The organism is Mesorhizobium sp. B2-4-7 (genome assembly GCF_006442685.1).
In the GTDB taxonomy this organism is placed as follows: domain Bacteria; phylum Pseudomonadota; class Alphaproteobacteria; order Rhizobiales; family Rhizobiaceae; genus Mesorhizobium.
Map to the genome: position 1 here is coordinate 127646 of NZ_VFVH01000007.1, position 13860 is coordinate 141505.

Annotated in this window: 12 protein-coding genes and 2 pseudogenes; 13 read left to right on the top strand and 1 reads right to left on the bottom strand. The window is 63.7% G+C overall.

The genetic code is table 11. The features are described from left to right. The first annotated feature begins 21 nt into the window (after positions 1-21). The 10 genes and pseudogenes from FJ946_RS19610 (at position 22) to FJ946_RS19655 (ending at position 9778) form a co-directional block, all read left to right on the top strand. Positions 22-705, top strand: coding sequence for a lytic transglycosylase domain-containing protein (locus FJ946_RS19610; protein ID WP_318013186.1), 684 nt, complete (start codon positions 22-24; stop codon positions 703-705). A 243-nt stretch (positions 706-948) separates the two neighbouring features. Next, positions 949-2688 carry a VirD2 family relaxase/mobilization nuclease gene (locus tag FJ946_RS19615; protein WP_140565805.1) on the top strand — a complete coding sequence of 580 codons (1740 nt, stop codon included), beginning with the start codon at positions 949-951 and terminating at the stop codon, positions 2686-2688. A gap of 21 nt (positions 2689-2709) precedes the next feature. After that, complete coding sequence (locus FJ946_RS19620; RefSeq protein ID WP_140523000.1) at positions 2710-4701, top strand: conjugal transfer protein TraG; 1992 nt, start codon at positions 2710-2712, stop codon at positions 4699-4701. A gap of 45 nt (positions 4702-4746) precedes the next feature. Then, positions 4747-4971 (top strand): annotated as a pseudogene (locus tag FJ946_RS31225) (P-type conjugative transfer protein TrbJ); the annotation flags it as partial. An 11-nt stretch (positions 4972-4982) separates the two neighbouring features. Continuing rightward, positions 4983-5300, top strand: coding sequence for a putative entry exclusion protein TrbK-alt (trbK-alt, locus tag FJ946_RS19630; protein ID WP_140522968.1), 318 nt, complete (start codon positions 4983-4985; stop codon positions 5298-5300). A gap of 2 nt (positions 5301-5302) precedes the next feature. Next, the gene (gene trbL, locus FJ946_RS19635) at positions 5303-6652 is read left to right on the top strand and encodes a P-type conjugative transfer protein TrbL (RefSeq protein WP_140522966.1); all 1350 of its coding nucleotides are present in this window, start codon (positions 5303-5305) and stop codon (positions 6650-6652) included. A gap of 3 nt (positions 6653-6655) precedes the next feature. After that, positions 6656-7345 (top strand): conjugal transfer protein TrbF, encoded by a 690-nt coding sequence (gene trbF, locus FJ946_RS19640; protein ID WP_140522964.1) that lies wholly within the window; start codon positions 6656-6658, stop codon positions 7343-7345. Next, a complete protein-coding gene (gene trbG, locus FJ946_RS19645) occupies positions 7342-8397 on the top strand; it encodes a P-type conjugative transfer protein TrbG (RefSeq protein ID WP_140522962.1) in 1056 nt (351 codons plus the stop codon). Before trbF ends, trbG begins: the two co-directional genes overlap by 4 nt. Next, positions 8394-9551, top strand: a complete 1158-nt coding sequence (locus tag FJ946_RS19650) for a TrbI/VirB10 family protein (RefSeq protein ID WP_140522960.1) — start codon at positions 8394-8396, stop codon at positions 9549-9551. The genes trbG and FJ946_RS19650 overlap by 4 nt, the downstream gene beginning before the upstream one ends. 2 nt (positions 9552-9553) lie before the next feature. Beyond that, positions 9554-9778: a DUF2274 domain-containing protein gene (locus FJ946_RS19655; protein WP_140522958.1), complete on the top strand. Its 225-nt coding sequence runs from the start codon at positions 9554-9556 to the stop codon at positions 9776-9778. 161 nt (positions 9779-9939) lie between these two features. Here the strand turns inward: FJ946_RS19655 and FJ946_RS19660 are convergent, their stop codons facing one another. Next, positions 9940-10212, bottom strand: a complete 273-nt coding sequence (locus tag FJ946_RS19660; RefSeq protein ID WP_224656363.1) for a hypothetical protein — start codon at positions 10210-10212, stop codon at positions 9940-9942. Positions 10213-10633: 421 nt separating this feature from the next. On the opposite strand from FJ946_RS19660, the pseudogene FJ946_RS19665 reads away from it, so the two are divergent. The 3 genes and pseudogenes from FJ946_RS19665 to FJ946_RS19675 all read left to right on the top strand — a co-directional run. Then, positions 10634-10991: pseudogene (locus FJ946_RS19665) on the top strand (transposase); the annotation flags it as partial. Positions 10992-11022: 31 nt separating this feature from the next. Continuing rightward, positions 11023-12144 (top strand): universal stress protein, encoded by a 1122-nt coding sequence (locus tag FJ946_RS19670; RefSeq protein WP_224656362.1) that lies wholly within the window; start codon positions 11023-11025, stop codon positions 12142-12144. Between the two features lie 11 nt (positions 12145-12155). Beyond that, the gene (locus FJ946_RS19675; RefSeq protein WP_140555415.1) at positions 12156-13769 is read left to right on the top strand and encodes an MBL fold metallo-hydrolase; all 1614 of its coding nucleotides are present in this window, start codon (positions 12156-12158) and stop codon (positions 13767-13769) included. Positions 13770-13860: the final 91 nt, after the last annotated feature.

Consider the following 13860-nt stretch of genomic DNA (forward strand, 5'->3'; position numbering starts at 1 on the left):
GCACTCTGGCTGATCGGTGGCATGCTGATCGTCTGTCACGCGATGACGGGGGCGCTGGCACAATCCGCGCCGGCCTCCCGCAAATCCGCGGACGATCCCTATGCCGCGCCTATTGCCGAGGCGTCGCATCGCTTCCGCGTTCCTCAGCGCTGGATACGGGCAATCATGCACGTCGAAAGCGCCCGCGACCCGCGCGCCGTGTCGCGAAAGGGCGCCTTGGGCTTGATGCAGATCATGCCCGCAACCTTTGCCGAGCTGCGCCTTCGTCACCAGCTCGGCCGCGATCCCTATGATCCGCGCGACAACATCCTTGCCGGCACCGCCTATCTTCGCGAGCTGTATGATCGATACGGTTCACCGGGCTTTCTCGCCGCCTACAACGCCGGGCCAGGGCGTTACGAAGCCTCCTTGAAGGGCCGTCCGCTGCCGGCTGAGACCCGGGCCTATGTTGTCACGCTTCGCCCTTTCTGGGGCGGCGGTGATGCGCCCGGCGCACTCACCGCCGGCCATGCCAAGGCCGTCAGCTGGACGGTTGCGCCGCTGTTCATAGTCCCGTCCGGGTCAATGGCCGCTTCCGGTCTTCCGGCTGGCGAAGACATTTCCGTCGAGGTTTCGTCGTCACCGTTGGTGCGCAAACTTTTCGCGGCCGGTTCGCGGCCGCGCCAGCTGTTCACAGGGTCCGACGTCCGGACATCGCAGCGATGACGAAGTCTCCGTCAGGTCGCCCCCTGGGGTCTCGTTTGACGTCGCAGCCAATGAGGCGAGTCGGGCACGAGGTAACAACCGAGGGATGGCAGGATAAAAGGGCGCACATTGCGCGGCGGTCTGGTGGTTGTTCTTGCTTGATTTTCTGGCGCGTTCCGCACATTGCCGGCCATCGGCGCAATGTGTATGAAGCAGCCAGCATATTGTATTTGCTTTTCTTTTTCCACATTGCGGTGCCGCGCCATGGCTGATGAGCGCGAGTTTCGCATTCGACCCGGGCGCATCCGCTCCACGCGCGCCCAGCAGGCCCGGCCCTTCATCGCGCAGGTGTTGGCCGCGGCGAAAAAGGCCGGCGGCGGTATTTCGCGCTCGGGCCGGATTGTACAAGCAAGCCGCTCCCGCTTTGGTCACGGTCAGCGCGCCAGCATCCAGGCCAACCGCCTCATCACCTCGCGATCGCGCGGCGCCGTCGTCAAGGCGCGAGTCGTCCGTCATTCCGTGCGCGCCGCTCCACTTGGCACTCACCTCAACTATCTGCGCCGCGAGGGTGTCAGCCGGGACGGGGAGAAGGGGAAGCTGTTCGGGCCGGGAACGGAGAATGCCGATGGCGCTTCCTTCGCCGCTTGCGCCAAGGACGATCGTCACCATTTCCGCTTCATCGTCTCGCCGGACGACGCTCTCGATATGGCGGACCTCAACGCCTTCACCCGCGATCTGGTGGGGCAGATGGAGAAGGACCTCGACACGCGGCTCGACTGGGTGGCGGTCGATCACTGGAACACCGAGCATCCCCACATTCACCTGATCGTGCGTGGGGTTCGCGACGATGGCCAGGATCTGGTCATCGCGCGTGACTACATCAAGGAAGGCATGCGCGACCGGGCTCGCGATCTGGTTACCCAGGAACTGGGTCCGCGCACCGAGCTCGATATCCGCCACTCGCTCGAAAGCCACATCCAGTCCGAGCGGTGGACGCAACTTGATCGGCAGTTGCTTCGCGACAGCCGTGACAGCGGGATCATCGATCTCGCGCCATCTCCCCAAAGTCAACCGGACGAGTATCACGCTCTGAAAATCGGTCGCCTGCGCAAGCTCGAGACCCTTGGTCTTGCCCAACAGGCCGGGCCTGGCCAATGGGCAATCGACGAACGGGCCGAAGCAACACTGCGCGAGCTAGGCGAGCGCGGCGACATCATCAAGCGCATCCACCGCGCGATGAGTGCGGCTGACATCGAGCGTGGCTCAGCCAATTATGTCCTGGCCGCGGAGAGCCTGGAGACGCCGGTTGTCGGCCGGCTGGTCGATCGTGGGCTCGATGACGAACTGATCGGCACGGCCTATGCCGTGGTCGACGGCGTCGACGGACGCACCCATCACATCAAGCTCTCCGATCTGGAGGCCGCTGGCGACAGCGCACCGGGATCGATCGTCGAGCTGCGAAAATTCGATGATGCGCGCGGGCAGCGGCGAGCCGCGCTCGCCGTGCGCTCCGACCTTGGAGTGGATCAGCAGATCACGGCATCGGGTGCGACCTGGCTCGACCGTCAGGCAATCGCGCGCGAACCGGCCGCCCTGGCCGAGGCCGGCTTCGGCGCCGAGGTTCGCGACGCCCTCGACCGGCGCGCCGAACATCTTGTCAAACAGGGGTTCGCGGAGCGCCAAGGCAGACGGGTCGTCTTCACCCGGAACCTGCTCGACACGCTGCGACGTGCGGAACTGGAGACGCTGGGCGACAGGCTCGCCGCCGACACCGGAAAACCCTTCAAGCGCGCCGCCAGCGGAGACTTTGTTGCCTGCACCTATCGCCAGCGCTTGGCGCTCGCCTCCGGCCGTTTCGCCATGATCGACGACGGACTAGGCTTCCAGCTCGTCCCCTGGACGCCCTCACTCGAAAAGCATCTCGGCCAGCACGTCTCCGGTGTCGCACGTGGCGACGGCGGCATCGACTGGAGCTTTGGCCGCAAGAAGGGTCTCGGCCTCTGACACTGGAAGAAAGGAACAACCATGTCCGCCACGAAAATCCTGTGGGGCCAGATCCTCACGGTCTTCCTGATCGTCCTCTTGACGACCTGGGCGGCGACACAATGGACCGCATGGCAACTCGGTTTCCAGATGGGGCTCGGTCCGCCCTGGTTCGAGATCGCCGGGTTGCCTGTCTACTATCCGCCCGCTCTGTTCTGGTGGTGGTATTTCTACGACGCCTACGCCCCGTCTATCTTCGGGAAAGGCGGATTGATCGCCGTGTCCGGTGGCTTCCTCTCGATCATTGTTGCCATCGGCATGTCGGTGTGGCGGGCGCGCGAAGCCAAGACTGTCCAGACCTACGGGTCGGCGCGCTGGGCCGAGAAGCGAGAGGTGGAGGCAGCCGGCCTAATCGATAACGATGGTGTCGTGCTCGGGCGCTATGACCGCCATTATCTGCGTCACGACGGGCCAGAGCATGTGTTGTGCTTCGCCCCGACCCGGTCCGGCAAAGGCGTCGGCCTGGTGGTGCCTTCGCTTCTGACCTGGCCGGGCTCGGCGATCGTCCACGACATCAAGGGCGAGAACTGGCAGCTCACCGCGGGCTTTCGCGCTCTGCACGGTCGCGTGCTGCTTTTCGATCCGACCAATTCGAGATCGTCAGCCTACAACCCGCTTCTGGAAGTCCGCCGCGGCGAATGGGAGGTTCGCGACGTGCAGAACATCGCCGACATTCTCGTCGATCCGGAAGGGAGCCTGGAGAAGAGGAACCATTGGGAGAAGACCAGTCACGCGCTGCTGGTCGGCGCGATCCTCCATGTTCTCTACGCCGAGCAGGACAAGACGCTCGCCGGCGTCGCGGCCTTCCTCTCCGATCCCAAGCGCCCGATAGAATCGACGCTTGCCGCGATGATGAAGACCGCGCACCTGGGAGATGCCGGCCCGCATCCGGTTATCGCCAGTGCGGCGCGCGAGCTGCTCAACAAATCCGACAATGAACGCTCGGGTGTGCTCTCCACCGCGATGTCCTTCCTCGGTCTTTACCGCGATCCGGTTGTCGCCGGCGTGACCCGGCGCTGTGACTGGCGAATTTCCGACATCGTTGCGGGGACGCAACCAGCAACGCTCTATCTCGTCGTGCCGCCTTCGGACATCAACCGGACCAAACCCCTTATCCGCCTCATCCTCAATCAGATCGGTCGCCGCCTCACCGAGGACCTGCCTACCAAGACAACCCGCCACCGGTTGCTTCTGATGTTGGACGAGTTCCCGGCGCTGGGCCGCCTCGACTTCTTCGAGAGCGCGTTGGCTTTCATGGCCGGCTATGGCCTGAAAAGCTTTCTCATCGCGCAGTCGCTCAACCAGATCGAGAAGGCTTATGGCCCCAACAACTCGGTCCTCGACAACTGTCATGTCCGCGTCAGCTTCGCCACAAACGACGAAAGGACCGCCAAGCGTGTCTCAGACGCGCTCGGCACGGCAACCGAAATGCGGGCGATGAAGAACTATGCCGGTCACCGGCTTTCGCCGTGGCTTGGGCATCTCATGGTGTCGAGGCAAGAGACTGCACGGCAGTTGCTCACTCCTGGCGAGATCATGCAGCTTCCGCCGACCGACGAGATCGTCATGGTGGCAGGCGCGCCGCCGATCAGGGCCAAGAAGGCGCGGTACTATGAGGACGCCAGTTTTAAGGAGCGCGTGTTGCCGCCACCCGAACTGGCGCGGTCCGGAGAGGCCGAGCCTGACGACTGGAGCGAGTTGCCGATCCTGGCTCACTTGGAGGTCACGCACGTTTCCGGAACGCTACAGCAGGGCGATGGCGATCCAACGGGATCGGAGCGCCGCCTGCAAGCCGAACTCAATCGGGCGCAGGCCGTCGAGAGGGCGGCGCCGATTGAAGACGAATTCGATATGGGACAGGACGACGATGCCGACGACGACGATGATGCCGTCCGCAACCGGCGACTGGCGCGCCTCATGCAGGGCGTTGCGCGGCAGGTTTCCCTGGATCCCGATGACGGCATGGAGTTGTAGGCGCCATGATGGCTCGCAAAAAGAAGGCGCAGATTTCCGTCTATCTCGACCGGAGCGCTGCAGGCGACGCAAGCTGGCAATCAGCTTCTTGCGCTTCAGGGCCAGCAGCTCGCGGACCTGACCGCTGTTGTCGCCGCCAACGGTCGCGCCCAGGCGCTGACCGAGGCCGAACGTGCCGCCGCGGTCGATCAGGGGCGGGAGCAGCGCCGGCGCTTCCTCACTCCCGGCTCGGGCTACGAGGTCGGCTCGGTCCAGATGTTTAACCGCTGAGGTCGATGGCCATGGACGGCAAAACCCTCGCTCGCGCGGTGGCTGTGATCTTTGTCGCGGCCGCCCTCTCGGCGGCCGCGCTCGGTATGAGCCGGAAACAGAATAAGCTGGCGGGCGAGGGCGCGCACACAAGCGCAGGCTTGATGCCGAACCCGCTTCGCGAGGGTCTGCGCCGTTGCCAGGTCCTCGGCGAGGCTGCCCTGCGTGACGATGGATGCGCGCGGCTATGGGCCGAACAGCGCGATCGCTTCCTCGGCCTGAAACAGCCATCGGGGCCTTCGATAGGCGAGCCCGACGCGCCAGATGCAGCCCTGCACGAGGCCCGATAGATATGGGCAATACTGGCGTCATCGACCAATTCCTGGCGACTTTCACCCGCTACATCGACAGCGGTTTCGGCCTGCTCGGCGGCGAGGTCGCCTTCGTCGCCACCACGCTGATCGTCATCGACGTGACGCTCGCCGCGCTCTTCTGGAGCTGGGGCGCTGATGACGACATTCTTGCGCGGCTTGTCAAGAAGACGCTCTTCGTCGGTGTCTTTGCCTATCTGATATCCAACTGGAACGGTCTCGCCCAGATCGTATTCGAGAGTTTTTCCGGTCTTGGCCTGAAGGCGAGTGGAACCGGTTTCTCGGCTCAGGACCTGCTGCACCCCGGCAAGGTGGCGCAAACCGGTCTCGATGCGGGACGGCCATTGCTCGAGGCGATCTCAGGTTTGATGGGCTACGTCTCCTTCTTTGAAAACTTCATCCAGATCGTCTGCCTTCTATTCGCCTGGTCACTGGTCCTGCTTGCCTTCTTCATCTTGGCGGTACAGCTCTTCGTAACGCTGATCGAATTCAAGCTGGCGACGCTGGCCGGTTTTGTGCTGATCCCCTTTGGCCTCTTCGGCAAGACAGCCTTCATGGCCGAGCGCGTCCTTGGCAACGTCATCTCATCGGGCATCAAGGTGCTGGTGCTGGCCGTCGTCATCGGCATTGGCTCGACCCTGTTCGGCGAGTTCACTCAAGGGTTCGGCGGCGAAAACCCCACCATCGATCAAGCTATGGCAATCGTGCTGGCTGCATTGTCGCTTCTCGGTCTCGGCATCTTCGGCCCGGGCATCGCCAACGGCATCGTCTCTGGCGGACCGCAACTCGGTGCGGGTGCCGCCGTCGGTACAGGCCTGGCCGCAGGCGGCATGGTGCTTGCCACGGGCGGCACCGCAAGCCTCGCAGCCCGCGGCGGCTCGGCGGCTTTCTCCGCAGGCAGCTCCATTGTGCGTGGCGGCTCGATTGCAGGCGCGTCGGGCCAGGGTGACACCGCAGCTGCCGCCTCCGCCCTGGGCGGCGGCGTTGGCAGCGGCGGTGTTTCGCAAAATGGCTCGCCGCTCAGGCGCGCCGCCGCGCGTGCCGGTGAATCCGTGCAATCGGCCTCCTCGGCTAGCCCACGGTCCGCCAACGCGGAACGCGGTGAGACCGCGACAGCGGGGACGGTTAGGGGCAATGCCGAACGCGCAAGCGACCCTCCCGTCTCCCGCGCGGCCGGCGCGGGCGAAGTGGCACAAAATACACCCGACTGGGCCAAGCGCATGCAGCGGTCCCAGCGCCTGTCGCACGGCGTCCAAACCGCTGCCCACGCAGTTCGCGCTGGCGACGGCCATGGCAGCGGTAGTTCCGTTTCTCTCTCCGAAGGCAAATGACCCATGAACATCTTTCGACGGCCCGCCACCCACTACGGCAAGGCGCCCCAGCCCGAGACTTCATACCAGAAGGCCGCGCAAGTCTGGGACGACCGCATCGGCTCTGCTCGCGTGCAGGCCAGAAGCTGGCGCTTAATGGCCTTCGGGTCATTGATCCTGTCGGCCGGCCTGGCCGCCACGCTCGTTTCGCAATCACTGCGAGGGACGGTGATCCCTTGGGTGGTGCAGGTTGACACGCTCGGACAGGCGCAGGCACTCGCGCCCGCCACCTCGGACTATAGGCCAACCGACCCGCAAATTGCGTGGCATCTCGCCCGTTTCATCGAGCAGGTCCGCTCCATCCCGGCCGATCCGATCGTCGTGCGCCAGAACTGGATGCGCGCCTACGAATGGACCACCGACGGGGGCGCCGCGGCACTCAACGACTATGCCCGTGTCAACGACCCCTTCTCCAGGGTGGGCAAGCAGCAGGTCTCCGTCGATGTCTCGTCCGTCATTCGTGCCTCGGCGGACTCCTTTCGCGTCGCCTGGGCCGAGCGTCATTACGAGGATGGCCAGCTCTCCACCAGCGAGCGATGGACAGCCATTCTGACAACCGTGATCCAGGCGCCACGCGACGCTGACCGGCTGCGGGCCAATCCGCTTGGCATATACGTCAACGCCATAAACTGGTCGCGGGAGATGAGCCAATGAACCAGCCATTCGGTATCATCGCCACTCCAGCTTTGAGAAAGTCGGCGTTTGCCGCGGTGTTGTTGTCGGGCTGGCTACTTGCCGGTTGCGCTACACCGCAGAAACCACCTCAGATCTCCTATGACGCCTCCGTGCCGCCTTTGCCTGCCGCTCCGGTGGCCGCACTCGATGAGAGACCCAAACCGCTGCACGTTCCACCAGGGTGGGTCCCGGCCCGCGGCGGCGCGGCCGGCAGCACGCCGGTGGCGCGCGTCGAGAACGCGAACGCGGCGGCGCGGGTCCAGCCGCGTCGTGAGGGTTATTACAACGCCATTCAGATTTATCCTTGGAGTGAAGGAGCCCTTTATCAGGTCTATGCCGCTCCAGGACAGATAACGGACATCGCGCTTGAGCCCGGCGAAAGCCTGACCGGCGAAGGTCCGATCGCGGCGGGCGATACCGCGCGCTGGATCATCGGTGACACCGAAAGCGGAGCGGGCGTCTCCAGGCGCGTCCATGTGCTGGTCAAGCCTTCGCGTCCGGACATCAACACCAATCTCGTCATCACCACCGACCGGCGCAGCTACATGATCGAGCTGCAATCGGGCGAGGAGCCTTACATGCCCGCCGTGTCATGGGCCTATCCCGCGGCGCCGGCCGGACAAGCGCGCGCGATCCCCGCGACACCGGTGATTCCCGCCATCACCGCACGCAATTATCGTTATGGTTTCACCGGCGACGCGGCCCCGTGGCGGCCCGTCAGCGTCTATGACGACGGCAGGCGGGCCTACGTCGAGTTTCCACGCGGGATCGTGCAAGGCGAGATGCCGCCCATCTTCGTCATAGGCCCGGACGGCGAGGCCGAGATTGCCAACAGCCGCGTCTACCAGAACACCCTGATCGTCGACCGTCTCTTTGGCGCCGCGGAATTGCGGCTTGGCAGTGGCAAGCGGCAACAGACCGTCAGGATCGTCCGCACCGATGCCACGAGGAGAGGTCTGTGGATGTCAGGCACCAATGCGGCGCCGAGTGCAAAGAACGCATTTCGTCAAAGGGGAGGGGAACAATCATGAGCGAGAACGAAATCCCGGCTGCCCCCATGCAGCTTCGCGCCGATCCGCCGCGCGTCACGCGCTTGTCGCGCAAGGTGCTTGCCGGCATCGGCTTATGTGCATCGCTTGGCGTCGGCGGCGCGCTGATCTACGCGCTTCGGACGAGTGAAACCGGCAGGCATGGCGACGAGCTCTACTCGACGTCCAACAGGCAGCCCGCCGAGGGACTGGCCAGCCTGCCGCGCGACTATACTGGCCCTGTTCTTGGACCGCCGCTGCCTGGCGATCTTGGCCGGCCGATGCTTGATGCCCAGAACAAGGGACAGCCCGTCGTGCCGCCTACGATCGCAACGCCGATGGTTGATGAAGCCGAACAGCGCCGGCGGGCCGAAGAGGAGGCGGCCCGAACGTCGCGTGTTTTCTTCCAGACGGGGCAGTCAATCGCGGCATTGGCCGAAACCCCGCCCGCAGGAACTTCCCCGCCGAACCTTGGCGGCCCCGACCTTGCCGGTCAGATCGGCCAGTCGACCACGCAAGACCGCCAGCTCGGCTTTCTGAATGCGGCCGCTGATCGGCGCACCGTGGCGCCGGATCGCGTCACGCCGCCGGCGTCGCCCTATGTGCTCCAAGCAGGGGCCGTCATCCCGGCGGCCCTCATCACCGGTATCCGTTCCGATCTGCCCGGTCAGATCACCGCCCAGGTGATCGAAAATGTCTATGACAGTCCGACGGGTCGCTCGCTGCTGATCCCGCAAGGCACGCGTGTCATTGGCCAGTACGACAATGGCGTCGGCTTCGGCCAGCGGCGCGTGCTGCTTGTCTGGAACAGGCTGGTCTTTCCCAACGGACGCTCCATTGTTCTTGAACGCCAGCCTGGCACTGACGCCCAAGGCTATGCCGGCCTTGAGGACGGCGTCGACTACCATTGGGCCGAGCTGTTCAAGGCGGCCGCACTCACCACCATTCTCAGCGTTGGCGCGGAGGCCGGCTCGTCCGGCCAGGAAGGTGACATCGTGCGCGCCTTGCGCAGCGGCGCCTCCGACAGCCTCAGCCAGATGGGCCAGCAGATCGTCCAGCGCCAACTCAACATCGCACCCACACTGACGATACGGCCTGGCGTCAATGTGCGTGTCGTCGTTACGCGCGATCTCGTGCTCGAACCCTACGGAGGCTGAAAATGGCCAATCTGAAACTCGGTCCGATTGCAGACGACAAGCCGGTTAAGGTCACAGTGGAACTGCCGGCGCCGCTGCACCGCGATCTGTCCAGATATGCTGAGATCCTTGGCCGCGACGGGGGTCAGCCTTCCACTGATCCTCTTCGCCTGATTGTGCCCATGCTTGAGCGATTTATCGCGACCGATCGGGGCTTTGCTAGAGCCAAGCGGGAGCGGAAAGGTTGAGGGCCACCTCTGCCGCCAAGGTTAAAACTTTGTAATGCTGTAGCACGACTGCAAAACTGCGTGGGAGGTGTCAACTCGTGGGGAGCTGACGGGCAGCGGCTTCCGCAGTGTCCTCGGGTCTGGTGTTGAGGCGGCGTTAGGCGCCGCCTTGTGGATGATGTTCACAACGGTTTCGAACAAGGGTAGCCCCTTGGGCGGCAGCCTAGGCCGCCACCGATCACCACGCAATCGTACGTCGCATTGCTCAGCGCTCCTTTGAGTGCGGCATCGGGCGTAATCATGCAGGTGTCACCCTGCCAGCCCCGTTCCTCGATTTTCGCCACGCCCAAAGCGATCCCAGCGTTGATTTTTTCGGCATTGAAGCCGGGCGGCAAGGACGGGTCCGAGAAGTCGACGGTTTCAGGTTTCTGGCCGGCAAACAGTATTCGCGTCATTGAAACACTCCATGAAGTTTCGGGTTTCCGAAAGTGGCCGTATGTCTTCGGCGACAAGGGTGCGAAGGCCGGATCTTGTTCGGGTCGAGGCAACGAGTATCCACGCAGAGACGCAGCCCTTGTGCTAGGAGTAGCCGCCCTCCCGTTTTGTGCAGAACCATAGGTGGCGGCCGGCCCGAAGGTTCGGAACGGGCACACGCCTTTTTGTCGTATTTTATGGCAATGTCAGCCACTCAGTGATTAATCCAGATTGGTCATCTCCGATTGACATCGTGTTCTCGCCAAGAATCACAGCCGAACCAGATTGATTGCCGCCCGATGCTGCAGTGCGGTCGGCGGATTGGCGGGGCTTGTTCGAGCGCGCTCAGAGACCGATTGAAAACGCCTTGAACGGTGCGATCGCACGTAATTCAAGCTTGGGATGTGGACCCGAGCGACGCGTGGCCGGATGGCCGACGTCGAGAAGAAGACCAAGCGTTATCCGTCCGATCTGACGGATGAGGAATGGTCGCGGATACAACCGTTCCTGCCGGGCGCGTCCATGACCGGGCGGCGCGTGGCGAGGGACCTGCGCGAGTCTTGAACGCGATCCGCTACATGGCCCGACCGGGTGGCGGCTGGCGCATGCTGCCGAAGGATTTCCCGCCCTGGCAGACCGTCTACTGGTGGTGCCGCAGCTTCGTGCGCCGTTTCAGTTCAAGACAATCCACGATGTGGCGCTGATGCTGGACCGTGAACGGGAGGGTCGCGAGGCGAGCCCGTCGGGAGGCGTCCTCGACGTCAGTCGGTCAAAGGTCCGGAAGCCCCGAAATGACATGGATCGCGGTGACCGCCGGTGCCATCGTTGCGTCGTCTTCCGCTTGGGCATTGACGTCTGACAAGAGACAACATTCGCTCCAAAATAGCGACAGGTTTTCGCCCATGCAATTGAGCCAGCGCAGCGACGGCGGGCGACACGATGTCGGCGTGGGCGCCGACGCGGATCTCGTCCAGTGGTCACGCATTTGCGGTGGATCAAAGCCGGGCTCGCCCACCGCGACTACCAATACCACGCAAGTTGGCCATCCGGGCCGGCATCAATGGAGGCGAAAACCGATGAAGCTAATGGCAGTTCTTTGTCTGGCGACGTATCCGGACGCAAATGCTGGGGCAGTGGCCGTAAACGCTGTTGCCGTCGCCAAGCAGATCGGAGCGGCGCTTCATGCCGTCGCCATCAATGTCGATATTCCCGACGTTTCAAATGCGCTCTCAACCTACCTCCTCGACCTCCCCTACAAGATAGCGGAAGCTGAGGCGACAAGCCGCAAGCACGGCAAAGCTCTGCTTGAGGCGGTTGCCAATGAGGCCTCATCAGGTGCGGTGATCCTGTCCGCCCAGGAGATCGCAGCGCCACTGGCCCTGATGGGAGATGTTGCCGCAGAGCACTCCCGCTATTTCGACACCTGCCTTGTCGGCTGGGCGCCCGCCAACCAGACGGCACGGACGCTGGCCGAGGCGACAGTCTTCGGCTCCGGTAGGCCGACCGTTCTTCTTCCCGATTCCACGAAGGTGGAACCCTTTGAACATGTCGTTATCGCCTGGGATGGCAGCCGAGTGGCCGCAAGGGCTGTTGCAGACGCGCGGGCGTTTCTCGAACGTGCCTCAATGGTTACGGTTGTGACCGTCACCGACGAGAAGCCGCTTCCGGGGCAAGGCATTGGCGAGCGCCTTGCTTCGGGCTTGAGGGCGCGTGGTCTGATGGCCGAGGCGGTCTCGATCCAGGCACAGGACCGTTCGGTCGCGACTGCACTGCAGGAGCATGCCCTCAAAATCGGCGGCAAGCTTCTGGTCATGGGCGGATATGGCCATTCTCGTGTCAGGGATTTCGTGCTCGGTGGCGCTACGGACGGGGTGCTTGCCGATCTGCGCCTGCCTGTCCTGCTCTCCCACTAGGGCGTGGCGACATGCAAGGCGCTCGCGGCACGGATCCTATCCTGCGCTTTCACGGCGCGGCCCACGGCGTCACCGGCTCATGCTACGAGATCGAAACCTCCCGCTGGCGGGTTCTCGTCGATTGCGGCCTTTTCCAGGGATCGAAGTCGGAACGGGAACTTAATTATGGCCAGTTTCCGTTCCCGCCGGAGACGATCGACGCTGTCATCCTGACGCATGCGCATATCGACCATAGTGGGCTGTTGGCGAAGCTGGTCAAGCAGGGCTTTTCCGGTCCCATCCATTCGACCCGCGCCACCATCGATCTCTGCTCAGTGATGCTGCCCGACGCGGCGCATATCCAGGAAATGGAAGTCGAACAGCTGAACAGACGCAACGCGCGGCGCGGTCGGCCGCTGGTCGAGCCGATCTACACTCTTTCAGATGCGGCCGCCTGCATGACCTTGTTCCGGGCCCTGGAATATGGCGAATGGACAACCGTCGCCGAAGGCCTTCGGGCCCGCTTCTGGAACGCTGGTCACCTGCTCGGCTCTGCCTCGGTCGAACTTGAGATCGATCTGGATCACCAGAAGAGACCCATGCGCATTCTGTTTTCAGGCGATATCGGGCCTGGACACAAGTTGCTGCAGACCGGCCCGGAAGGTCCGGCTGGGGTCGACTACCTGATCTGCGAATCGACCTATGGCGACCGCGAGCGCCCGGATGTATCGCCCGAGCAGCGGCGATCGCAGCTGGGTGACATCGTGCGTGGCGCCGCCGAGACCGGCGGACCTCTCATCATTCCGTCCTTCGCCGTGGAGCGAACGCAGGAACTGCTGGTCGATCTCCATCTGCTCATGCGGACCGGTGCCGTGCCCTCCGCGCCGGTCTTTGTCGACTCGCCGCTGGCGACACGCGCCAGCGCGATTTTTGAGCGGCATGCCGACGAGATCGAACAGGGTGACGCGCTACGGCAGGCCCTCAACTCGAAGGAGTTACGCTTTACCGAGACGGTGGAACAGAGCAAGGCGATCAATCGCCTGACCGGCTTCTTCGTGGTGATCGCTGCCAGCGGCATGTGCGACGCGGGCCGGATCCGCCATCACCTCAAGGCCAATCTCTGGCGCCGGAATGCCACGGTGATGATCGCCGGCTACCAGGCCCAGGGCTCTCTAGGCAGGATCCTGCTCGACGGCGCTCGGCGCGTGCGCATCCAGGGCGAGGAGGTCGAGGTCAAGGCGCATGTCAGCCTGTTCGACCTCTATTCCGGTCATGCCGACGCAGCCGAACTGGTTGCGTGGGTCGCGTCCAGAGGTCCGGTAAGGCAGGCGGTGTTCCTCACCCATGGCGAGGAGGAAGGGCTGCGTGGCTTCAGCGAGCGGCTGCAATCGATTATGCCTGACGGCAGGATCATCACGCCGCGGCTGGATGATGCCTTCCAATTGACGTTCAGTGGCAGTCTGCCGGTCGAACTCAACCAGCCCCGCCGTCTGAGACCAGAAAGCGTTGCCCGCCTCGACTGGCACAACGACCTTTCCAGACTTCTCCTCGACATCAACGAAGCGGTCGGCGCTGCGGCCGACGAGCGGGGACGTGCGGCGGTCATCAGGCGCATGCGCCGCGCGCTCGACGGCAATGATGCTTAAATCCTGCGAAGAGATGCACTGAAACGCCGACGCGTTTGTGTTCCTTCGCTGCAGCTCGACGAAACACAGGCGCAAGTCGAAATCGCAAGAC

Bases quoted from the DNA above. Each gene is read 5' to 3' on its own strand.
- FJ946_RS19610 (WP_318013186.1), top strand. From the start codon at position 22: ATGCTGATCGTCTGTCACGCGATGACGGGGGCGCTGGCACAATCCGCG.
- FJ946_RS19615 (WP_140565805.1), top strand. From the start codon at position 949: ATGGCTGATGAGCGCGAGTTTCGCATTCGACCCGGGCGCATCCGCTCC.
- FJ946_RS19620 (WP_140523000.1), top strand. From the start codon at position 2,710: ATGTCCGCCACGAAAATCCTGTGGGGCCAGATCCTCACGGTCTTCCTG.
- trbK-alt (WP_140522968.1), top strand. From the start codon at position 4,983: ATGGACGGCAAAACCCTCGCTCGCGCGGTGGCTGTGATCTTTGTCGCG.
- trbL (WP_140522966.1), top strand. From the start codon at position 5,303: ATGGGCAATACTGGCGTCATCGACCAATTCCTGGCGACTTTCACCCGC.
- trbF (WP_140522964.1), top strand. From the start codon at position 6,656: ATGAACATCTTTCGACGGCCCGCCACCCACTACGGCAAGGCGCCCCAG.
- trbG (WP_140522962.1), top strand. From the start codon at position 7,342: ATGAACCAGCCATTCGGTATCATCGCCACTCCAGCTTTGAGAAAGTCG.
- FJ946_RS19650 (WP_140522960.1), top strand. From the start codon at position 8,394: ATGAGCGAGAACGAAATCCCGGCTGCCCCCATGCAGCTTCGCGCCGAT.
- FJ946_RS19655 (WP_140522958.1), top strand. From the start codon at position 9,554: ATGGCCAATCTGAAACTCGGTCCGATTGCAGACGACAAGCCGGTTAAG.
- FJ946_RS19660 (WP_224656363.1), bottom strand. From the start codon at position 10,212: ATGACGCGAATACTGTTTGCCGGCCAGAAACCTGAAACCGTCGACTTC.
- FJ946_RS19670 (WP_224656362.1), top strand. From the start codon at position 11,023: ATGACATGGATCGCGGTGACCGCCGGTGCCATCGTTGCGTCGTCTTCC.
- FJ946_RS19675 (WP_140555415.1), top strand. From the start codon at position 12,156: ATGCAAGGCGCTCGCGGCACGGATCCTATCCTGCGCTTTCACGGCGCG.